The sequence below is a fragment of the Thiorhodovibrio litoralis genome, assembly GCF_033954455.1.
GTDB classification, from domain to species: domain Bacteria; phylum Pseudomonadota; class Gammaproteobacteria; order Chromatiales; family Chromatiaceae; genus Thiorhodovibrio; species Thiorhodovibrio litoralis.
This window is the reverse complement of the sequence record NZ_CP121473.1, coordinates 1820939-1842340: the sequence shown is the minus strand read 5'-3', so window position 1 is coordinate 1842340 and position 21402 is coordinate 1820939. Positions and strand designations below refer to the sequence as shown.

At 62.8% G+C, this 21402-nt stretch carries 19 protein-coding genes and 1 other RNA gene; 11 read left to right on the top strand and 9 right to left on the bottom strand.

Features of this window, described 5'->3' with window-relative positions:
- The first annotated feature begins 23 nt into the window (after window positions 1-23).
- The 3 genes from Thiosp_RS08085 to rlmKL are packed head-to-tail and all read left to right on the top strand — an operon-like array spanning window position 24 to window position 3921.
- Entirely contained in the window at window positions 24-593 is a 570-nt protein-coding gene (locus tag Thiosp_RS08085; RefSeq protein WP_201064319.1) for a Uma2 family endonuclease, read from the top strand.
- Between the two features lie 29 nt (window positions 594-622).
- Window positions 623-1654: a LysR substrate-binding domain-containing protein gene (locus Thiosp_RS08080; protein WP_201064317.1), complete on the top strand. Its 1032-nt coding sequence runs from the start codon at window positions 623-625 to the stop codon at window positions 1652-1654.
- The gene (gene rlmKL, locus Thiosp_RS08075) at window positions 1648-3921 is read left to right on the top strand and encodes a bifunctional 23S rRNA (guanine(2069)-N(7))-methyltransferase RlmK/23S rRNA (guanine(2445)-N(2))-methyltransferase RlmL (protein WP_201064314.1); all 2274 of its coding nucleotides are present in this window, start codon (window positions 1648-1650) and stop codon (window positions 3919-3921) included. Before Thiosp_RS08080 ends, rlmKL begins: the two co-directional genes overlap by 7 nt.
- Before the next feature lie 53 nt (window positions 3922-3974).
- Here rlmKL and Thiosp_RS08070 read toward each other — a convergent pair whose 3' ends face one another.
- Both Thiosp_RS08070 and Thiosp_RS08065 read right to left on the bottom strand, forming a co-directional pair.
- Window positions 3975-4478, bottom strand: coding sequence for a hypothetical protein (locus tag Thiosp_RS08070; protein WP_323696969.1), 504 nt, complete (start codon window positions 4476-4478; stop codon window positions 3975-3977).
- A 186-nt stretch (window positions 4479-4664) separates the two neighbouring features.
- The gene (locus Thiosp_RS08065; RefSeq protein ID WP_201064312.1) at window positions 4665-4952 is read right to left on the bottom strand and encodes an encapsulin-associated ferritin-like protein; all 288 of its coding nucleotides are present in this window, start codon (window positions 4950-4952) and stop codon (window positions 4665-4667) included.
- A 171-nt stretch (window positions 4953-5123) separates the two neighbouring features.
- On the opposite strand from Thiosp_RS08065, the gene gnd reads away from it, so the two are divergent.
- The 7 genes from gnd (at window position 5124) to ssrA (ending at window position 17099) form a co-directional block, all read left to right on the top strand.
- Window positions 5124-6140 carry a phosphogluconate dehydrogenase (NAD(+)-dependent, decarboxylating) gene (gene gnd, locus Thiosp_RS08060; protein ID WP_201064306.1) on the top strand — a complete coding sequence of 339 codons (1017 nt, stop codon included), beginning with the start codon at window positions 5124-5126 and terminating at the stop codon, window positions 6138-6140.
- Window positions 6141-6183: 43 nt separating this feature from the next.
- Window positions 6184-7422, top strand: a complete 1239-nt coding sequence (locus Thiosp_RS08055) for an FIST signal transduction protein (RefSeq protein ID WP_201064304.1) — start codon at window positions 6184-6186, stop codon at window positions 7420-7422.
- Window positions 7423-7432: 10 nt separating this feature from the next.
- Window positions 7433-9709, top strand: a complete 2277-nt coding sequence (locus Thiosp_RS08050; RefSeq protein ID WP_201064298.1) for an EAL domain-containing protein — start codon at window positions 7433-7435, stop codon at window positions 9707-9709.
- 72 nt (window positions 9710-9781) lie between these two features.
- Window positions 9782-11350, top strand: a complete 1569-nt coding sequence (gene zwf, locus Thiosp_RS08045; RefSeq protein WP_201064297.1) for a glucose-6-phosphate dehydrogenase — start codon at window positions 9782-9784, stop codon at window positions 11348-11350.
- A gap of 14 nt (window positions 11351-11364) precedes the next feature.
- Window positions 11365-14919, top strand: a complete 3555-nt coding sequence (locus Thiosp_RS08040) for a mechanosensitive ion channel domain-containing protein (protein ID WP_201064296.1) — start codon at window positions 11365-11367, stop codon at window positions 14917-14919.
- A gap of 113 nt (window positions 14920-15032) precedes the next feature.
- Complete coding sequence (ppx, locus tag Thiosp_RS08035) at window positions 15033-16640, top strand: exopolyphosphatase (RefSeq protein WP_201064294.1); 1608 nt, start codon at window positions 15033-15035, stop codon at window positions 16638-16640.
- Window positions 16641-16739: 99 nt separating this feature from the next.
- Window positions 16740-17099: a transfer-messenger RNA gene (gene ssrA, locus Thiosp_RS08030) on the top strand.
- A gap of 170 nt (window positions 17100-17269) precedes the next feature.
- Here the strand turns inward: ssrA and Thiosp_RS08025 are convergent.
- The 6 genes from Thiosp_RS08025 to Thiosp_RS08000 are packed head-to-tail and all read right to left on the bottom strand — an operon-like array spanning window position 17270 to window position 19562.
- On the bottom strand, window positions 17270-17722 hold the full coding sequence (locus Thiosp_RS08025) for a type I restriction endonuclease (protein WP_201064293.1): 453 nt from the start codon (window positions 17720-17722) through the stop codon (window positions 17270-17272).
- Between the two features lie 13 nt (window positions 17723-17735).
- Window positions 17736-18122: a type II toxin-antitoxin system VapC family toxin gene (locus Thiosp_RS08020; protein ID WP_201064291.1), complete on the bottom strand. Its 387-nt coding sequence runs from the start codon at window positions 18120-18122 to the stop codon at window positions 17736-17738.
- A complete protein-coding gene (locus tag Thiosp_RS08015) occupies window positions 18119-18343 on the bottom strand; it encodes a hypothetical protein (RefSeq protein WP_201064290.1) in 225 nt (74 codons plus the stop codon). The genes Thiosp_RS08020 and Thiosp_RS08015 overlap by 4 nt, the downstream gene beginning before the upstream one ends.
- A gap of 3 nt (window positions 18344-18346) precedes the next feature.
- Complete coding sequence (locus Thiosp_RS08010; RefSeq protein ID WP_242518327.1) at window positions 18347-18730, bottom strand: FitA-like ribbon-helix-helix domain-containing protein; 384 nt, start codon at window positions 18728-18730, stop codon at window positions 18347-18349.
- On the bottom strand, window positions 18727-18969 hold the full coding sequence (locus Thiosp_RS08005; RefSeq protein ID WP_201064286.1) for a hypothetical protein: 243 nt from the start codon (window positions 18967-18969) through the stop codon (window positions 18727-18729). The genes Thiosp_RS08010 and Thiosp_RS08005 overlap by 4 nt, the downstream gene beginning before the upstream one ends.
- A 2-nt stretch (window positions 18970-18971) precedes the next feature.
- Complete coding sequence (locus Thiosp_RS08000) at window positions 18972-19562, bottom strand: zeta toxin family protein (RefSeq protein WP_201064283.1); 591 nt, start codon at window positions 19560-19562, stop codon at window positions 18972-18974.
- Between the two features lie 231 nt (window positions 19563-19793).
- Here Thiosp_RS08000 and Thiosp_RS07995 point away from each other — a divergent pair, with 231 nt between their 5' ends.
- A complete protein-coding gene (locus tag Thiosp_RS07995; RefSeq protein ID WP_201064281.1) occupies window positions 19794-20783 on the top strand; it encodes a PDC sensor domain-containing protein in 990 nt (329 codons plus the stop codon).
- On the opposite strand, the gene trxC is transcribed toward Thiosp_RS07995, so the two are convergent.
- Window positions 20780-21214: a thioredoxin TrxC gene (trxC, locus tag Thiosp_RS07990; protein WP_201064279.1), complete on the bottom strand. Its 435-nt coding sequence runs from the start codon at window positions 21212-21214 to the stop codon at window positions 20780-20782. The genes Thiosp_RS07995 and trxC overlap by 4 nt on opposite strands.
- Window positions 21215-21402 lie beyond the last annotated feature (188 nt).

Genomic DNA, 21402 nt, shown 5'->3' with positions numbered 1-21402 from the left:
TTCCAATTGATGGAGTGACCGCCATGTCGAATCTCGCCGAATTACCCTATCCGACGCTAGAAGACTATCTTGCGGGCGAAGAGACGTCCGATGTGAAACATGAATACATCGCCGGCGAGGTTTTCGCCATGGCGGGCGCGAGCGAGGAGCATGTCACCATCTCGCTGAACATGGCCGCGATGCTGCGCGCCCATGCCCGCGGCAGCGATTGCCGGGTCTATATCGCCGACATGAAGCTGCTGGTCGCCACCGCAGCCGACGAGAACGTTTTTTATCCCGATGTCTTCGTTACCTGCTCGCCGGCCGACGCGGCGGAGCGAAAGCTCAAGCGCGAACCGACCCTGATCATCGAAGTGCTGTCGGAGTCGACCGAGGCCTATGATCGTGGCGCTAAGTTCGCCCACTACCGCCAGTTAGAGTCGCTGCGAGAATATGTGCTGATCGATTCACGTTCCCGCTCGATCGAGGTATTCCGCCGTCGCGACCAGGGTTGGCTGCTGTGTCCGCTTGCCCCTGAAACACCCCTGATGCTCGAGTCCCTGGAGTTCTCCTGCGACCAAGACGCCGTCTATGAGGATGTGATCTTCAATTAAGCGCGCGCGGCTTCGGTATAATCCCCCGCATGAATTTGCGGGATCTCTCTTACATCGTCGCCGTCGCAGAAACGCGGCACTTCGGCCGCGCGGCCGAGCGCTGCTTTGTCAGCCAACCCACCCTGAGCGGTCAAGTTAAAAAGCTTGAGGAAGAACTCGGCGTGACCATCTTTGAGCGCAGCAACCGCTCGGTCGACATCACCGCCGTGGGCGAGGATATTCTGCGCCACGCGCGCCGGCTGCTGGAGCAATCCGACGCCATTGAGCAGGTCGCGCGCGCCGCACAGGACCCACTCGCCGGGCCGCTGCGCGTCGGTGCCATCCCGACACTCAGCCCCTATCTGATGCCGCAGCTGCTCGCGCCCCTGCGCCAGCAGTATCCGCAGCTCAAACTCATCCTGCGCGAAGAGGTCACGGACGCTCTGCTACTGCGCCTGCGCCGGCATGAGCTTGACGCCCTGCTGCTCGCCACTCCGGCGGAGGATGCCGATCTCGACCAGATCCCGCTGTTTGACGAACCCTTCTGGCTCGCCCATCCGCCCGGGCATCCGCTGGCGGCCAAGCCCAAGATCACCGATGCCGACCTCGAGGCGGCCGACCTGCTGCTGCTGGCCGAGGGACACTGTTTAAGCCAGCAGGTCATGCATGTGTGCCGCCTGGCCGAGCGCCCGCACACCAGCGCGGCAGCCGATCTCAGCGCCGCCAGTCTCGAGACCCTGCGCCATCTGGTGCGCGCCGGCTTCGGCTGCACTCTGGTGCCCGCACTGGCGCTCGACAGCGGCTGGCGCGACACACCTGGCATCAGCGTGCGCCCCCTGTCGCTGCCGGATGCGCGGCGGCACATCTCGCTGGTGCATCGCCGGAGCTTTCCGCGCACCGCGGCGCTTCAGGCTCTGGCCCGGGTCGTGCGCGAGGTGCTGCCGGATTTGGCGCCGCCCGCGGGCACCCCTGCTAGCCCAATCACTGCGCAGGCTGCTCCGCCACTCAATCCTCCAGGCACTCCCCCAGCCACTTCGCCAGTGACTCCCTCGGCCACACCAGCGGCGGCGCCGAGGTGCTAGAGCTCGCAACACCGCCCAGCCAGGCACCGGATCAGCACCACTTTTTCGTCACCGCTGCCCGGCATCTCGAGACCCTGCTCGCCGAGGAACTGCGCGGCCTTGGCATCCCCGAGGTGCGCGAGACCCGCGCTGGCGTCGCCTGCGCCGGCGCCCTGGCCGATGCCTATCGGGTATGCCTGTGGTCGCGCGTCGCCAGCCGGGTGCTGTTGCCGCTGGCGGAATGGCCCGCTGCCGATCCCGATGCACTCTACGCCGGCATCGCTGCCATCGACTGGTCGCAACATCTGGGGCCGGAGCAAACCCTGGCAATTCATGTCGACAGCGCCCGTTCCGGCATCGATCACACCCATTTCGCCGCCCTGCGCATCAAGGATGCCATTGTCGATCAATTCCGCGAGCGCAGCGGCCAAAGGCCCAGCGTCGACACCGCCCAGCCCGACATCCGCCTTTACTGTCGGCTGTTTCGCGATCAGGCCGCGCTCAGCCTGGACCTGTCGGGCGATGCGCTGCACAGACGTGGTTATCGCACCGAAGCCGGCGCGGCCAGCATCAAGGAGAACCTAGCCGCCGCCCTGCTGCTGCGCGCGCGCTGGCCTGCGATTGCCGCCGCCGGCGGCGCCCTGGTCGACCCCATGTGCGGTGCCGGTACCTTGGTGATTGAGGCTGCGCTGATGGCCGCCGACCGCGCGCCCGGCCTAAACCGCGCGCACTGGGGCTTTAGCGCCTGGCGCGGGCATGATGCAGCAGCCTGGAACGGCCTGCGCGAGGAGGCCGAAGCACGCGCGAGCACCGGACTGGAAAGCCTTGGCCGCCTGTGCGGCTATGACCGTGACAGCGCCGCCATTCGCATGGCCTATGCCAACCTGGAGCGCGCCGGTCTGGCTGGGCGCCTGCATTTCGAGCGCCGCGAGCTGGCCGACTGCCAGCCCTGTGGTCAGGCGCGGCAGGGGCTGGTCATCAGCAACCCGCCCTATGGCGAACGCCTCGGTGCCAAGGAGAATCTGGTGCCGCTCTACCGCACGCTCGGGCACGTGCTGCGCGAGCGCTTCGACGGCTGGCAGGGCGCCGTATTGACCGCCAACCCCGAGCTTGGTCGCAACATGGGCCTGCGCGCGCACCGCACGCACCGGCTGTTCAACGGCCCACTCGACTGCCAGTTGCTGCATTTCGACATCCGCTCTGAGGCGCATGTGGACGACAGCCCGCGCCCGCTGCCACCCGAGGAACGCGGCCCCGGTGCCGCGATGCTCGCCAACCGGCTGCGCAAGAATCAAAAAAGCCTAAACAGCTGGCTCAAGCAGCAGGACATCGGCTGCTATCGGCTCTATGACGCCGATTTGCCCGAATATGCCCTGGCCATCGACATCTACTCGGCTGCCGCAGCGGACGCCAACAGCGGGGCTGACGCGAAGCCGGGGACGAGCGCGAGACCGGGCACAAGCATGGAGGACGACGCCGGCAAACAACGGCTCGCCCATGTGCAGGAATATGCCGCACCGCCCGACATCGACCCGCGCGCGGCACGGCGGCGTCTGCGCGAGGCCATGGGGGTGATCGGCGAAACCCTGGGCATCGCACGCGAGAACCTGTTCTTTAAGGTGCGACAGCGCCAACGCGGGAACGCGCAATACGACAGACAGGGCCAAGCGGAGCAGTTCTTTGAAGTGCGCGAAGCCGGGCTGCGCTTTCTGGTCAACCTGCAAGACCATCTCGACACCGGGCTGTTTCTCGACCACCGCCAGACCCGTGCGCTCATCGGGCAACTCGCGCAGGGGAAGCGGTTTTTGAATCTCTTCGGCTACACAGGTGCGGCCAGCGTACATGCCGCAGCGGGTGGTGCGCTCTCGACCCTCACAGTCGATCTATCGCGCACCTACTGCGACTGGGCGCAGCGCAATCTAACGCTCAACGGCTTCACGCCACCCGCGCACAGAGTTGAACAAGCCGACTGCCTGCAATGGATCGAGCGTCCGCGTTGGGACAAATTCGGGCTGATTTTTCTCGACCCACCGAGCTTTTCGACGTCCAAGCGGATGCGCGGCAGCTTCGATATTCAGCGCGACCATGTCAGGCTGATCCAGCAGACCGCCCGGCTGCTCGAGCCGGACGGCAAGCTGATCTTTTCCACCAATCTGCGCCGCTTCAAACTGGATGCCGACGCCCTAACGGACCTGGAGATCGAGGACCTGAAGCCCCGCACCCTGCCGCGAGACTTCAAGCGCAACGCGCGCATTCATCATTGCTGGCGCTTACGTCATCGCCACTGAGCGCGGCGAGCACAAAAATCGGCTCCTGCGCTGGCGAGACAGACAGCGCCACATCAGGCGCTGACGCCCGCCTCGATCCCGCCCGCTGCGTCGCTCTTGGTTTTCTTTCTGCTTGTGACTCTCGAGCGCACCAACAGGGTCAAAATCACAGCCACCGCAGCGCCACCGCCAACAATGCCCATAAGTACGGCATTGTCATCGAACCACCCGATGGTCTCGCCGCTCATGATCAGGAAAGCGCCGAACAGACCCATTTTCCAATCCGCATGGATCCCAGACAGAATCGCGGTCAGCCCAAGCAGGAAAATCATCACCACGCCGTCGGTTTCAGCATTCAGGAAGTGGAGCAAATCCTTGGTGAAAAAGTAGTGCACCACTACCGCCAGCGCAGCCCAGTGCAGCACTTGGCGAAAGAGATAAAAGGCGCGCGATTTCGCGCTCTCACCGGCGTGATATTTCCAGCCACCAAAAATGGCCACCAGCGCGACGGCAGGGATGAACCAAATCCACTTCATCGCTACATCGGTCGGCTCCCTGTCCGTCATCGCGACCAGCACGATGGTTGTGGCATACAGGATGATGTATGGAAGCTGATTCAACAAAAACACCCACCGCGCTTTTTTCTTGGCGGACTTCTGGGCCTCAGCGTCAGTCATAGCAGTAGATTCAGACACGAATACTCTCCTCATAGGTGATTGATCGCGCGAGCACGCGACGCTGTTGATCAGTGATGCGCTGGTTGCTCACTGATGCGCAATGGCCTTGTCGGTGAACAAATAATCCTTCAACTCACCGTCGAACTTGCTGTCCCGGCGCCGGACCCACTCAAGCAACATGGCCGCATGTTCTTTTTCTTCATCGCGGTTGTGCGCCAGGATGGCCGCAAGCTCTTTGTCCTGGCAGGCATCGACGCGCTGGTTGTACCAATCGACCGCCTCCAGCTCTTCCATCAGCGATTGTATCGCCCGATGCATGTCCCGGGTCTCGGCACTCAACTCGGTGATGGGTTCATGATAACCTTCATTTGCCATGGCAATTGTCTCCTGTTTGCAGCCATTCATGCGCGAATTTCTCGCCTCGCAGGCTCGTATTGTCCGAATCAGCCGCCATAAAGCAAGCCAGCAGACAGCACAAGGGTCCAACTTGCTACCGTGCCAGTCCCTTACAACCACAACAGGCGTTGAAATGCCTGGAGGATTCAGATGCAACTCGGAATGATCGGCCTTGGTCGCATGGGCGCAAACATGGTGCAACGGTTGATGCACGCTGGCCATGAGTGCGTGGTGTTCGACAACAATCCTGACGCGGTTCAGGCGCTGGCCGGGCAAGGGGCCACTGGGGCCAGCGATCTGGCGGATTTCTGCGCCAAGCTGATTGCTCCGCGGGCGATCTGGATCATGGTGCCGGCGGCGGTGGTTGATTCGGTCATCACCCAACTCGAGCCGCATCTGGCCGCCGATGACGTGCTGATCGATGGCGGCAACTCCTTTTACCAAGACGATATCCGCCACAGCAAACGCCTGGCCGAGCGCGATGTACATTTCCTAGATTGCGGCACCAGTGGTGGCGTCTGGGGGCTGGAACGCGGCTATTGCCTGATGATCGGCGGCGATACGAACGCGGTCGAGCGGCTCGATCCCATCTTTGCCGCCCTGGCACCGGGCGCGGGCGAGATCGAGCGCACCGCGGGGCGGGACGGCGCGCCAAGCCGCGCCGAGCAGGGGTATCTGCACTGCGGGCCGAGCGGTGCCGGGCATTTCGTCAAGATGGTGCACAACGGCATCGAGTACGGGCTGATGGCGGCCTATGCCGAGGGCTTTAACATTCTCAAGCATGCCGGTGCTGGGCGCGCCGACCATGCCACCGATGCCGAGACCGCACCGCTGTCGAATCCGGAGTTTTACCAATACGACATTGATGTCGCGCAGGTGGCCGAAGTCTGGCGCCGTGGCAGCGTGGTCGCCTCCTGGCTGCTTGACCTAACCGCCAATGCGCTGGCGGACGATGCCAACTTGAGCAACTTCGGCGGACGGGTGTCGGACTCCGGGGAAGGCCGCTGGACCAGCATCGCCGCCATCGAGTCCGGTGCGCCGGCCCCGGTGCTGACAGCAGCCTTGTTCGAGCGCTTCAGCTCGCGCGGCGAGGGGGATTTCGCCAACCAGCTGCTCTCGGCGATGCGCTATCAGTTCGGCGGGCATCACGAAAAGCCCCAGAGCTGATGATCAGCCTGACTCGATAAACCGGCGCTTTATTCGAGATGCCATGATGCCCAACCATGCCAAGCCCTCGGTCGGCGCAGGTCACAGCCGCCATCCAGATGCGTTGACAGCGGCACGGATGGCAGCCCACCAGGCGCGTGAGCAACTCGGCCCGCAACAGGCGCCGGGGTGGCTGATCGCTTTCGCGGGCGGACTGCACGACCCGCAAGCCGTCTTGGAAGGCTTTCGCGCTGAGCTCGGGCCACTGCCGGTGGTCGGTGGCAGCGGGACCGGCATTATTTCCGCCAGCGGCGCCCAAACCAGCGGTTATGAGTGCGGCGTGCTTTTATTTGCGCAGTCCCTGGCGCCCAGCGCAATTCTGCGCGTTCAGGGGCTTGACGAGGATGAGGTCGCCGCCGGGCGGCAGTTGGGCGAGCAACTGCGTGCGCTGAATCTGGCGGCCGAGCGCGTGGTGCTGCTGTTTTACGATTCGGTCAAGAGCGCACCGCCGCCGGTCCTGCACATTGGCAGCCGTCTGCTCGACGGTCTCCACCAGGCCCTGGGCGAGCATCCACCGCTGATCGTCGGTGCCGGCATGCTGGGTAGTTTCGATATGCTCGACAGCTATCTGTTCGACGGCCAGGACACCGCGCGTCATGCTGCGGTGGCCGCGGTTCTCCCAGCTGCGCTGATTGGCCACACCACCATCATGCACGGCTGCCTGCCGGCCAGCGATTTTCTTGAAATCACGGACATTCAAGGCGACCGGGTGCGCGGCATCCAGGGCCGGCCGGCGCTGCGGGTGGCCGAGGAACGCCTGCAGGTGTCGCGGGAGGAATTGCTCGCGCGCCAGCCGTTGCCCTTCATCACCTTAGGCGAGAAGCATGGCGATCTCTACGCCCCCTTCAATGAAGACCAGTACGTCAATCGTCTGGTCGTCGCCGTCGACCCCGAGGAGGAATCGCTGATCCTGTTCGAGGCGGATTTCCAAGTCGGCTCGCTTATCCAGATCATGGGCTACGAACCCGCGCGCATGATCGAATCTGCCAGCACGCAAACCGATGCGATCCTGGCCAGCTTGTCCGAGCGCGAGATCGCGTTTGGGCTCTACATCGACTGCGCCGGTCGTTCCCTGCCCTTTAGCGGCGCCGACGAAGATGAATCCACGCCGGTGCGCGAGCGCGTCGGGGCCGTCTGCCCGTTTCTTGGGGTCTATTCTGGTACCGAAATCGCCCCCTTCCTGGGACGCGCACGTCCGCTCGACTGGACCGGCGTCCTGCTGCTCTGTACCCACCGCGACTGAGCTGCCCCTGGTGGATACCAACGCCGCTTCCGACGCGCTCGCCTACTATCGCACTCAATGCGATGAGCTTGGCGCGCGCATGCTGCGCCTGCAGCAGGAGCTGGTCCAGGCCCGCCGAGATGCCCAGCGCAATCGGACATTGGCGCTGGTGGTCGAGCAGATTCACGCCCTCGCGCGCGAAGCCGAGGACGAAGACACCTTCGCCGCGCACCTTGGCGAGCAGTTATTGATGCTGCTCGTCGAGCGACTTCACGTCGAGGCCGCAGCGCTAATGTGCCGGGAGGACGACGCTTCCGCCTATCGCATCATGCAGGCGGTCGGCATCAAGCCAGGCACGCGTTTGAGTCTGGCGAATGCACCTGCGCCAGCGGACGGATTGCTGTCGGCGCAACATGAGATTTTGCGCCACACCGGGCTGGAAACCGGCCTGTGGGTGAGCGCCCCACCCTCACCCTGGAGCCTGCTGCTGGGTTTTCGCCGCGAAGCCTCGGCACGACTGCACCCTCTGGAGCCCGCCGACCGCATTATTGCCGAAGCCGCTATTCGCATCTATGAGGGCTTAATCAGCCGCCAGCGCGCGCTGGCCGCGCTGCGAAGCTCAGAGGCCAACTACAAGGCGCTGTTCGAAAGCGCTCAGGACGCCATTGTGGTGCTGGATCTCGCCGGCAGCAGGATTCTGGATATCAATCGCCGCGGTCTTGACCTGTTCGGCGGCACACTGGAACAGTTGCGCGCGCAACGGGCTTACACCTGGCTGCTGCCGGTTAAAACGTTGCCCTGGCGCGACATCTGGAAGCCCACGTTGCGCGGTCACGCCCAACAGTTTGAAGCCCAGATCCGACGCGCCAACGGAAACTCACTCTGGGTGGAGATCAATCTTAATCGCATCGATGCGCGACCGCCCATCCTGCTCGCCGTGGTGCGCGACATCACCGAGCGCAAGCGCAGCGAGGCGTTCATCCACCGCCTTGCCTTCTTCGACCCCCTGACCGACCTGCCCAATCGCCGCTTGTTTCTCGATCGGCTCGCCAATGCCCAGGCCGCCGCTCAGCGCACCGGGCATATCGGCGCGGTCTTGTTTCTCGATCTCGACCGCTTCAAGCAGATCAACGACGCGCGCGGCCATGAGGTGGGAGATCACCTGCTGCAGCACGTCTCTGAGCGCTTGCAACGGCTGCTGCGCGACGAGGATACGGTCGCGCGCTTTGGCGGGGACGAATTTGTCATCCTGCTCAACAACCTCTCCAGTGGCGCGGAAGAAGCCTCACATTTTGCCCATCGCGTTGCCGAGAAGATCCGCCACGCCCTGGCCGCCCCCTACCTGCTCAAGGCCGGGGAGCTGCGCTCGGAGGTCAGCATCGGCATCACCCTGATGCGCGGACACGAGGCCAGCGTTCAAGACCTGGTGCGAGAGGCCGACACCGCGCTCTATCGGGCCAAGGAGAGCGGACGCAACTGCATCCGCTTCTTCGAGCCGTCCATGCAGGATGCCGCCGAGGCGCGCTTTAATCTGGAAGGCGAGCTCCGCCAAGCCATCGAAAGACGCGAGCTGCAGCTTTACTATCAGCCGCAGGTCGACGCCACCGGGCGTCTGATCGGCGTCGAGGCGCTGATGCGCTGGCCGCATGCAGAAAAGGGCATGATCTCACCCGGGGTGTTTATTCCGGTCGCCGAGGACGCCGGGCTGATCCTGCCGATGGGCCGCTGGGCTTTGCATGAGGCGTGCAGCTTCCTGGCGCGGGCGCAGTCCGCGGGGCGCCGCCTGCGGATGTCGGTGAATGTCAGTCCGCGTCAATTCCGCCAGGCCGATTTCGTCGCCGAGGTCAAGGAGGTTTTGGACAGCTCCGGAATTCCACCCGCGGATTTGACGCTGGAACTGACCGAAGGCGTCGTCATCGAGGATATCGCCTCGACCATTCGCACCATGCAGGAGCTCAAGGCGCTCGGCGTGCGCTTTTCTATCGACGACTTCGGCACCGGCTACTCATCGCTCACATATCTCAAGCGCCTCCCGATCGACGAGCTGAAAGTCGACCGCAGCTTTGTTCAGGACGTTTGCACCGATGCCGATGATGCCGCCCTGGTCGAGGCCATCCTGTCAGTGTGCCGGCATTTGCGCGTTAGCGTTATCGCCGAAGGCGTCGAAACCGCCGAACAGCTGCAGTTCTTCCGCGCGCGAAATTGCGATGCTTACCAAGGCTTCTATTTCGGCATGCCGCTGCCAGCGGAGACTTTCCTCGCAACGCTCGATCTGGAAACGATACTCCCACAGCAGCCACTCCAGTAGAATGGCGGCGCGGCCAAGACCCCTCGCGGCCATGGCCGCACGCCCGCCACTAAGCTCCGGAGAACCCACGCCATGTCCCTGACGCATACCGACTTCATGCAGGCACCGCCTGCTACGCCGAATGTGATGATCATTTTCGGTGCCGGCGGTGATCTGACCCGGCGCAAACTGGTGCCGGCGCTCTACCACCTGTGCGCGGCCGGCCTGCTGCCGGACAGCTTCGCGATGTTGGGGCTCGACCGCCTGGAGCTCGATGACGAGCGCTTTCGCGAGCGCATCGGCGAGAAGATGGCCGAGAGCGTCGGGTCAGGGTTCTCTCAGGATGTGTGGGAGCGGCTGCGCGGGCGGCTGCACTACATGCAAATTGACATGCTCAAGGGCGAGGATTATGAGCACCTGTGCGAGCGCCTGACCCGCATCGACGCCGAGCGCGAGACCGAGGGCAATTACCTGTTCTACATGGCCGTGCCGCCGAGCCTGTTCGGCCCCATCACCGATCGCTTAGGCGAAGTCGGCCTGCTGCACGAGAGCGACGGTGACTGGCGCCGGTTGATTATCGAAAAACCCTTCGGCCGCGATCTGGAATCCGCCGTCGCGCTGAACGACGCCCTGCACCGCAACATGGACGAGGAGCAGATCTACCGCATCGATCACTACCTGGGCAAAGAAACCGTCCAGAACATCATGGTGTTCCGCTTCGCCAACGGCTTTATCGAGCCGCTCTGGAACCGCCATCACATCGACCATGTCCAGATCACGGTGGCCGAGTCGGTCGGGGTCGAGCACCGCGGCGCCTACTATGAAGAAGCCGGCGCCCTGCGCGACATGATCCCCAATCACCTGTTAGTGCTGCTCGGCTTTCTTGCCATGGACCCACCGAATTCCTTCGAGGCCGAGGCTGTGCGCGAGGAAATCAACAAGGTGCTCGACGCCATCACGCCGCTGACGCCCGAGCAGGTGCTCACCCATGCCGTGCGCGGGCAGTATGGCCCTGGCACACTCGTCAGTGGTGAACAGGTGGCACCCTATCGCAACTCCCCCGATGTCGACCCGCAATCGCGCACCGAAACCTTCGTCGCGCTCAAGCTCACCATGGACAACTGGCGCTGGGCTGGCGTGCCCTTTTACCTGCGCACCGGCAAGCGCCTGGCTGGGCAATACACCGAGGTGGCGATTCAGTTCAAACGCGCACCGACCATGATGTTCCAGGACACCGATGTCGAACAGCTCGAGCCCGACATGCTGGTGCTGCGCATCCAGCCGAACGAAGGCATTCAGATGAGCTTCGGCGCCAAGATCCCCGGCCCCAGGATGCAGGTCGGCACTGTGAACATGAACTTCTCCTACGAAGACTACTTCGGCAACAAGCCAGCCACCGGCTATGAAACGCTCATCTACGACTGCATGAACGGCGATGCGACCCTGTTCAAGCACGCCGACACAGTCGAGAAGGGCTGGGAGATCGTCCAGTCGGTGATGGACGTCTGGCACGCGCTGCCACCGCGCGACTTCCCCAACTACGCAGCCGGCAGCTGGGGCCCCTGTGCCGCCGGCGAACTGCTGCGCCGCGACGGGCGCCGCTGGCGGCGCATCGAGGCCATCGGCGAGACCGACACCGACTGCGCCGGCCGCCGCAGCTGAAGACCGACAGCGCGATGCAGGCCACTTGCGGAGGGCATAAACCGGCCCGGCGACCGGACGGACAGATCACGCGGCGACCAGGCTGGCCGCTCGTTGTCATCGGGCTGGTTCTCCTATGCTGGCTACCCGGACTTGCCAGTGCACAAGATCCCGCCTCGCCCAGTGCGACGCGGCTCTTTACTCTCGACAACGACCCCGAATCCCAGTCCCAGCTGCAGCCTGCCCTGACCCCGGAGCTGATCAACAGCAAGATTCAGGAGGTCGAAGCCACCAGCACCATCGGCGAGGCCGCGACCGCGCGTCTGACCGAGCTCTACCGCAAGGCGCTGAGCAACCTGGAGGAGATCAAAGTCCACGAGGCCCAGGCGCAGACCTATATCCTCGCTCTGGAGAACGCGCCGGCCGAGACCCAGGCGCTGCAAGAGCGCCGCGCGGAACTGACCCAAGCCGCCTCAGCAAGCACAGAGGCGGGCAAGGACACCGACCCCAGCGCCCTGCCCGCCGACACCACGCTCGAACAAGTCGAGCAGCAGCTCGCCCAAGAACTGGCCGAGATCGCCGCCACCGAAACCATTGTCGCCGAGCTCAACAAAGTGGTCGAAACCAACGCCCAAGAGCCCAGCCGCGCGCGCAAGCGCCTGACGGAGGCCAACGAGGCGCTGGGTCTGGTCAACACCGAGCTAGCCGCTTTCACCGGCGTCGGTCTGACTCCGCTTGAAGCGCAGGCACAGCGCTGGGTGCTCGAGACCCGGCGCGCCAATTTGCGCGCGGAGCTGCTGATGCTTGACCAGCAGATTTTGAGCGCCGGCGGGCGCACTGAGCGCAACCTCGCGCGACTCGCGCTGGCCGAGGAGAAGCTCGAGCAACTGCGCGCCCGGCGCGCGCAGCTGGAAAATCAGGCCGACCGCATGCGCCGGCTCGAAGCCGAGCGGGTGGCCACCGAGATTGAGGCGGAGCAACAGAGCCTCGCCGGCGCACATCCGCTGGTGCGCGAGCTGGCGTTGGAGAACACTGATTTCAGCACATCGCTCGGCGAGGTGACCGTGCGGCTCGACCGCTTCGACGAAACCCAGGCACAGGTTAAGAACAACCGCAACCGCGTCGAAGAAGACTACCGCAGCGCCCGTCATCGACTTGAAGCCACCGGACTCAGCCGCGCCCTCGGACAAAGTCTCGTCACCCAGTTCTATAACCTGCCGGACCCACGCAGCCTGCACGCCCAGAGCTCCGACTACGCCGATGAGATTGCCGAAACCAATCTCAACCTGGTGCGCTACCGCGACTTGATGCGCCACGACAACGCCCTGAGCGCGCGCGTGCAGGAAGCCATGGCCAGCGCCGCGTCTGCGGAGCGGTCCCAACTTCGCCGCGATCTCGACGAGCAACTCAAGCGCCGCGAAGAGCTCCTGCGAAAACTGATCGCCACCGAAGAGAGCTATCTGCGCGGGCTCACCGAGCTCGACGACGACACCCAGGCACTGATCCGGGTCACACAGGAATACCGCGACTTTCTCGGCCAACGCCTGCTGTGGGTGCGCAGCGTGGTGCCGGTGACCGAGCAATCCTTCGCCGCCCTGCCCCAGGCGCTCGCCTGGCTGGTCGCCCCGGACAATTGGGAACCATTGCCCGACATGCTATTGCAGGAGTTCAAAAGCTCCCCGCTGATGTGGCTTGGCGTGGCCACATTTCTGCTGCTGATCTGGAATGGTCCGGCGCTGAGAAGGCGCATTCGCCGCGATGGCGAACCGCTCAGGCGGGTTGGCAGTGACAGGTTTCACTACACCCTCGATGCCTTGCTGATGACCCTGCTGCTGGCCCTGCCCTGGCCGCTGCTGCTCGCGCTGATCAGCCGATCGCTGGAAGTCGCGGCCACGGCCACGCCATTCAGCAAGGCCATCGGTGCGGGATTGGGCGGCGTCGGTGCCGGGCTCTACTATCTGCGTGCCTTTCACCAAATCTGTTTGCGCGGCGGCCTGGCTGACCGACACTTCCGCTGGAGCACCACCACTCTACAGCTGATCCGGCGCAACTTCACCTGGGCCACGGTGGTGCTGCCGCCTCTTGGCCTGGTGGCCGCCACCTTCGTGCTGCATCCCGACCCAAGCTTTAGCGGCACTCTCGGGCGACTGTCCATGCTGGCGCTGATTCTCGTCTTCACCGCCTTCACCGTGCGCCTGACCAACTCACGCAACGGCGTCTTTGCCGACCAGCTGCGCGCCCACCCAGAGAGCTGGTTCAGCCGTCTGCGCTACCTGTGGTACGGAGCGCTGGTCGCGGTACCGCTGTTTCTTGCCGGCCTGACCCTGACCGGTTACCTCTACACCGCCGCAATTCTGATCGAAGCAATGATCAGCGAGCTGTGGATGATTCTCGCCCTAGTGGTCGTGCACCAGATCATCGTGCGGTGGCTGATCGTCACCCGCCGCGGCCTGGCACTCAAGGCGGCACTGGAGCAACACGCAACCCACGAGACAGACGCGAACCAACAGGCGAGTGACACCACCAGTGACAAAGCGCCGGACAATCCTGTCGACCTTGCCGCGCTCGACGAACAAACCCGGCAACTGATCAACAGCATGATCGTCATTGCCGGGGCCCTTGGGCTGTGGCTGATTTGGTCCAAGGTGCTGCCCGCCTTGACCATTCTCGACCAAGTGACTCTGTGGAGTTACAGCACCACAGTCGATGGTGCCGAGACCCTGGTCCCGGTCACCCTGGCTGATGCCGGCATGCTGATGCTGATCGTTGCCGCCGCCGCAGTCGCCGCGCGCAACCTGCCCGCGCTGTTTGAGATCATTCTGCTGCGCCATACCGAGATCAGCCCCGGCATGCGCTACACGATCACGACCTTGACCGGCTACGGCATCACCGGCTTCGGCGTCTTGCTGGTGTTTGGCACCCTCGGGCTCTCTTGGTCGCAAGTGCAATGGCTGATTGCCGCGCTCAGTGTCGGTATCGGCTTTGGGCTGCAGGAGATCGTCGCGAACTTCATCAGCGGTTTGATCATCCTATTCGAACGCCCGATCCGCGTCGGCGATGTGGTCACAGTCGGCGAGACCACCGGAAAGGTCACCCGCATCCAGATCCGCGCGACCACCATCCGCAACTGGGACAAACAAGAACTGCTGGTACCGAACAAGGAATTCATTACCAGCCGACTGCTCAACTGGAGCCTGACCGATACCATCAACCGCATGGCTATCGTGGTCGGTGCCGAATATGGCTGCGACACCCGCAAGGCCCTGGCTCTGCTCGCCGAGGCCGCCGCCGAAAACCCACTGGTACTCGAAGACCCGGCACCCGTTATCACCTTCGAGGGCTTCGGCGACAATTCTCTCACCCTGGTGCTGCGCTATTATCTTGGCGCACTCGACAACCGGCTGTCGGTCACCTCGGAGTTGCACCAGGCCATCGATGACAAATTCCGCGCCGCCGGCATCGGCATCGCCTTCCCGCAGCGCGATCTTCACCTGCACGCGAGCGCGCCGATTCCGGTTTCCGTGCAGCCAGCGACGCGCGAGACTGGCTCGGGACCGGCATCGGGGCACCCGCCGGCCAGCGCGATGTGAAGCTCGCCGGCACCGCGACGCCAGACACGCGCCTCTGATGCAATTTCGCGCACCAAACAGGCGCACTTGGCGGTTATACTGAATGCACATGCGCTATTGCTTTGGGCCAGTTTATGGAACCGGACACCCAGCCACAGAATCAGGTATCCGCGCCTACCGCTGACTCACCCCCTGGCTCAGCACCAGTCGCCACCCCAACACCCGCACCTGCAGCCCTCTCCGCCAACGGCGAGATTGCAGGCGAGACTTTCGCCGCGCTGGACCTGGGCTCGAACTCCTTTCACCTGCTGATCGCGCGCAGCGATGGCGGCACCCTCAAGGTCATCGACCGCTACAAGGAGATGGTGCGCCTGGGCGAAGGGCTGACGCCGCGCAAGGATCTGCGGCCCGAGGTGGCCGAGCGCGCACTGGCCTGTCTGGAGCGCATCGGGCAGCGCCTGCGCGAGTTCAAGCCCGCCAATGTGCGCGTGGTGGGCACCAATACCCTGCGCCAACTGCGCGCCAATTCCGACTTTGTGGAACGCGCCGAGGCCGCACTGGGCCAGCCGATCGAGGTCATCGCCGGGCGCGAGGAAGCACGCCTGATTTATCTCGGCGTTGCCCATGGTCTGGCCATCGGCGACGAAAAGCGCCTGGTGATCGACATCGGCGGCGGCAGTACCGAGCTGATCGTCGGACATGGCTTCACGCCGCTGCAGCGCGAGAGTCTGCACATGGGCTGCGTGAGCATGTCGCAACGGTTTTTTGCCGACGGGCGCATCAGCCTTGAGTCCATGGATCGCGCGGAGCTCGCTGCCGCCATTCAGATTCGCCCGGTACGCGAGCTGTTTCGCAACGCCAGCTGGCAAACCGCCACCGGTAGTTCCGGAACCATCAAGGCCATCGCCTCGGTGCTGGCGGGCGAAGGCTGGTCCGCCGAGGGCATCTGTGCCGAGGGCCTGACCCGCCTGCGCGAGGCGCTGATCGATTGCGGCAAGGTGGAGGACCTCAAATTCAAAGGGCTGAGCGACAGACGCCGGCCCGTTTTTGCCGGCGGCGTGGCCGTGCTGCGGGCGCTCTTTCAGAACCTGTCTATCGACCAGATGCGGGTCTCCAACCAGGCGCTGCGCGAGGGCGTGATCTACGAGCTGATCGGCCGCATCCAGCACGAGGATGTGCGGGAGCGCACCGTCGCCACCCTGTGCCGGCGCTTCGATGTCGACATGGAGCAGGCTCTGCGGGTCGAGCAAACCGCCTTGAAGCTCTACCAGCAGGTTGGCGACAAATGGAAGCTCAACCGACCGGAATATTGCGAAATGCTCGGCTGGGCCGCGCATCTGCACGAGATAGGCCTGGTCGTCTCCCACAGTCAGTACCAAAAACACGGCGCCTACCTGCTGCGCAATGCCGACCTGTCCGGCTTTACCCGCCAGGAGCAGACGGTGCTGGCCATGCTAGTACTGGCCCATCGGCGCAAAGTCCCGCAGGAAGACTTTGCCAGCCTGCCCGAAAGCAAACAGGACTGCGCGCGCCGACTCTGCGTGCTGCTGCGCCTGGCAGTGCTCATCCACCGCGGCCGCTCAGCCACAACCAAACCCAACCCAGTGCTAAGCGCCGACAAGGCCGAACTGTCGCTCTGCTTCCCTGACGGCTGGCTAGGCGACCATCCGCTAACTCGCCTGGAGCTTGAGGAAGAATCAGAACGCCTGAAACAAGTCGGCATTCACCTCCTGTTCTGCTGATGGCGACGACACGCCGAACGGCCAACGCTGGGCAATCGACAAACAAAATCCTTGCACTGGGAACCAAACCAACCTTACCCTGTCTACCCGAGAACCAATGGGGGCGACATGGCTTCGACGTGGGTCGCAAAACCGGAGGTGCATGCCGAGGTGCGGAAGACCTCGTAAAACTATCCGCAAATCTATAGTTGCCAACGACGACAACTACGCTCTCGCTGCTTAATCCCAGCGGGCCTCACACCATCTCTTGCCTGTGGGCGGTGGATTCGTGGGGTAACTTCACACAGGATCGCGGCGCAGGGAGCCTGGACCTGATCCGCTAAAACCCAATTCGGGATCGCCGACTGATCGCCCTGTCCTTCGGGCGGCAGAAGGTTAAAAACAATAGAGTGGACTAAGCATGTAGGACCAAAGGCAGAGGGCTTGCGGACGCGGGTTCAATTCCCGCCGCCTCCACCAATTCGATTCCTAACAATAGCCAGCACCATCCTGAAGCCCGCATTCTAGCGGGCTTTTTATTGCCCGCCCGTCCGACCTGAGCCTGAAGGACGCCCCAATCTGGTCCGCCAACCACGGAGACAGAATCATCCCCGCCATGCCGTGCTTACTGCATTGCGTTGATTCGTCCTCTATAGGTTTAAGCTGGCACCATGCTTACGCAACCACTCCTTCCGCGCTAGGTAGTTGATGGCCAGAAAGTGGTTGTTCTCGGGATTCACGAAGTCGGTCAGCCGCAACACCGGATCCAGCTCGCCGGTGACCTCGTTCACGTCCACCTGGGCCTTGAACAGCAATTTCTGGATCGCCTCGTTAGCCTCCAGGAGCGTCCGATTCGGTTGGCGCAGGATTTGGTCTTGCAAGTCCTGGATCTGACGCGGCCTGAGCCAAGGCGCGCCGTCAGCATTGGTGTTGATCGCCGAAACGGAGCGGGCGAACATCTCCGGCAAAATCCACTGGCGGAAGCTCTGGCGCCGGCTCTTGGCCGGATCGGCCGGGATGCCCTCGCCCTGATCGATGATTTGCCAGCCGAGGGTCTGCAACTGGTGCAGGAAGGGTTGTTCGACCTCGGTGTATTCGCTCATGACGCCCTTCAGATTACCAAAGGGTAGCGACCGGATAATCGGTAATCGCTTCGTCTGGAGTCATAATGGTGAAGTCATGCTCAATCGCCTGACAAATCAGCATACGGTCGAATGGGTCGCGATGATAATCCGGAAGATTTGCCAACTGACACACAGAAAGCTCGTCCAGCGGCAAGGTATTGATCAGATGATCTTTGCGTTGTCGTTGAATGAACTGCGCGGCCGGCTCCGGTAATGGGAGCTTGCCCAGCCGATTCTTGACCATGACCTCCCAGGCCGACAAGCTACTCAGAAACACCTCGTTCTCGACATCCTGAAAGACGTTTCTCGCGGTCTGGCTGAGGTCCGGCGCATCGCTGGCCAGCCAAAGAAATGCGCAGGTATCGAGCAAAATTCTCATTGCTCGCCCTCGAACTCCTCCAAAATTTCATCTGGCAATGGATCGAAAAAGCTCGCGGGCACCTGAAACTGTCCCTTGGCGAGACCGACCCGGCGTTGCGCGTGCGTTTCTTGCTGTTCGCTTGCCAACCCGAGCCTAAAGTAGTGGATGAGATCGTACAGTTCCGCCAGTTTGTACCCCGGTATCTGTTTGATCTCGTTAATCAGTTGATCTTGAATCATGCCTCATCCCCCGAGCTCTCTCTGATCGATGCCGTCTTGAATGCGCGCATAGTCCTCGTCGCGTCCCACATCCGGCATGTCGGCGAGCACGCGCAGGAAGCTGCGCCGTTTCGGTCGTAGCAGGGCCTCTTCCGGAATCCGCCAATGCTCCGCTTCCGCGCTGACTCCGTGGGCGCTGGCGCGTTCCTTCAATGCATGGCTGATCTCATCATCGACGTTGCGTACCAATAAATTGGCCATGGCCGTCTCCGCTGGCAATCGCTGTATGGACAACATAATGGCAATGATAGCGCCAGTTTTCCCCGCGCCCAGGGTTCCAGCAAATACTCGGAGCAGCGGCGCCAAATCTTCGGAGCACTCGCTCAAATCTTCGGAGTATTCGCTCAAATCTTCGGAGCACCGACCCAAATCTTAGGAGCATCGTCATGAATTCTCGGAGCGGCGCGATCGCTCGCTCCAGCCACGTCCGGCGCGTCATCTCCGATGAAGACAGGGCGACCGTCTTCCCAGACGACGTAGTAATGCCCTAACCGCCGCTTTTCTTCGAGTTTCTGCCGCACCGCCTTGCGAAGGGCCTGCAAGGTGCGCGTGGACTCAGACGATGGAGGATCGTGGGTGATGTTCATCGTCATGCCTCTTTAATAAGGTGTTCGTAGTGGTTTGGGTGTGCGATGTTGCGATTTTCGCCCTGCTGCGCGAACACCAGTTCCGGCTCCTCTCCGATATTGATATAGCAATGGCAGGCATTCACTGCAATGCTGTAATGGTCCAGCAGATTACGCAGACTGCGGGGAAAACGCCGCTCGATGTCCTTGGCGGGGATAGCGTGCCCGCCGTGACGCACCCGCTCGGCGACGCGCAGACGGGACAGCTCGACGCTGGGCAGCACCAAATAGATCAGCTCGACCCACCAGCCGTCAGCCCGTAGGCGGCGAATGAGGCGCAGGTAGCCGCGCCCCGCTAGCGTGGTCTCGAAGCCAAAGTCTTGTCGTGCTGCGATGTGAGCCTTGATCTCCTTCAGGAACAGCCGACTCGCTGCCGCCAGCTCTCGCTCGGGGGCCAAGGGCGACAGCCCTGCCGCAATCAGGTCCGCGTTGATGAAGCGACGGCAACCGGCGACCTCGGGCAGGTACTGCAACGCGAAAGTGGTCTTGCCCGCGCCATTGGGGCCGGCGATGATCCAGCAGGTTGGCCGATCGGTCGCCGCGAGGTCAGGCATTGGCGGACTCGGGTGGGTCGGGGTTGACCGGCTTTGCCGGGTTAGGGAGAGCGGTGTCTGATGGCCGGACCAAAGGCGTCCGACACCAGCCTGTAATGCCTCTCAGTATCCCATATAATCCAAAGCACTGGCGCGTCAAAACGGCCGCTCAATGAGCGGCCTTTTTTTGCGTACAATCCTTCACTTCGGCCCTGCCACGCCCACTTTTAGCCAGTCAAAGAGAACGCGCCCATGAGCGACGACCTGCAAGCCGCCATTGCCAGCCAGCGCCTTGCGCTGCATCAGCAGCTCTCGGAGGTTCTAGCGCGATTGGAGGCTCCGTTTTGCGAGCGCTGGGGCGACCGCGATGCGCTCGAACAACTGCTGAGCACGAGCCTGGATGAGCTACGCTACTGCAAATATCTTTACCTGCTCGACGCGGGAGCGCGGCAGATCACGGCCAATGCCTCGCGCGAGGGACTGCTGCCTGATGAGTACGGGCGCGATCGCAGCGAGCGGCCTTATATGCGCGAAGTACTCGCTGGCGCGACCTTTTCCCTCTCGCCGGCTTACTTGAGCCGCAACAAGCGGCGACCGTCGCTGACGGCGGTGCGCCGACTGCATGCGGCAAATGACGAGTTGCTTGGCTTTCTCGGTGCCGACTTCGATTTGCGCGATCTGCCGCTGACCCGGGTGCTGCATCGGGAACCCGACGCTTGGCGTCAGCTCAAGGGCGATCCCGCGATTCGCGGTGCGCTCTTCTATCAGCAACGCGCAGACAGCTTGATGGATGGCTGCATCGCCGAGGTACTCGACCTGATGGCCGAGCTGATCCTGGCGCACGGGGTCTTTCACGGCAAGCTGCACTTTTCCAGCTCGCGCGCCACCATCTGGTTGTTCGATGACCCGTTCCGCTACCGGGTGCTCGACTTCGATGCCTTGAGCAACCCCTCGACCTGTCTGGCCTATCCGCGCCGCGACTACGCCGCGGAAGCGGTTATCCCACCCGAGGCGGTGCCGGCAATCTTTGCCCGGCTGCGGGAATTGCGCTTCATGGATGAAAACATTTACCTGCGCTCTGGCTCGCTCAACATCATGAACGGCATGGTGGCGCTGAATTTCTCCTGCGATGGCTCGCATTACATGCGCTGGGACGAGTTTATCGACAAGCGCATGACCTTCTGGCTCGGGGCTGGCGGCGAGCCTGAATGTCCGCCGGGTGCGGGCACCGACGCGAGCTAGATCGCGCCCTTCACCCAGCGCTCGATCCCGTTCGCATCCATGGCACCTGAGGTGCGGGCGAGCTCGCGGCCCTGCTTGAAGACGATCATGGTCGGAATACTGCGAATGCCATAGCGCATCGCCAAGCGCTGATCCATCTCGGTGTTAACCTTGGCCAAGCGCGCCTGAGGCTCGACGCGTTTGGCGGCCTGGGCAAAGGCCGGCGCCATCATTTTGCACGGGCCGCACCAGGGCGCCCAAAAGTCCACCACCAGCGGAATACCGCTGCGCGTGGCGTGGCGATCGAAGGTCTGCTCGGTCAGCTCGAGCGGCCGGCCTTCAAATAGCTTATCGTGGCACTTGCCGCAATTCGCCTCCAGCAACGGACGACTGGTGGGAACACGGTTAATGGAATCGCAGTGGGGACAGACAAGGTGAATTGCATCGGACATTGATAACTCCCATTCGACCTGACTTGAATCCTGGACCAAAGAAGGCCACCTTGATAAGTTTACCGCGTTGGCCAATGTGGTTGCGGTTTTTGACCCCTAACTGGCGCCAAAATGAGCGAAATTCTATGCTGTTTCAGTTGCAGGGAGACCTGTTTCTGAATCTTGCCTGCGTTTAAGCCTGCGTTTAA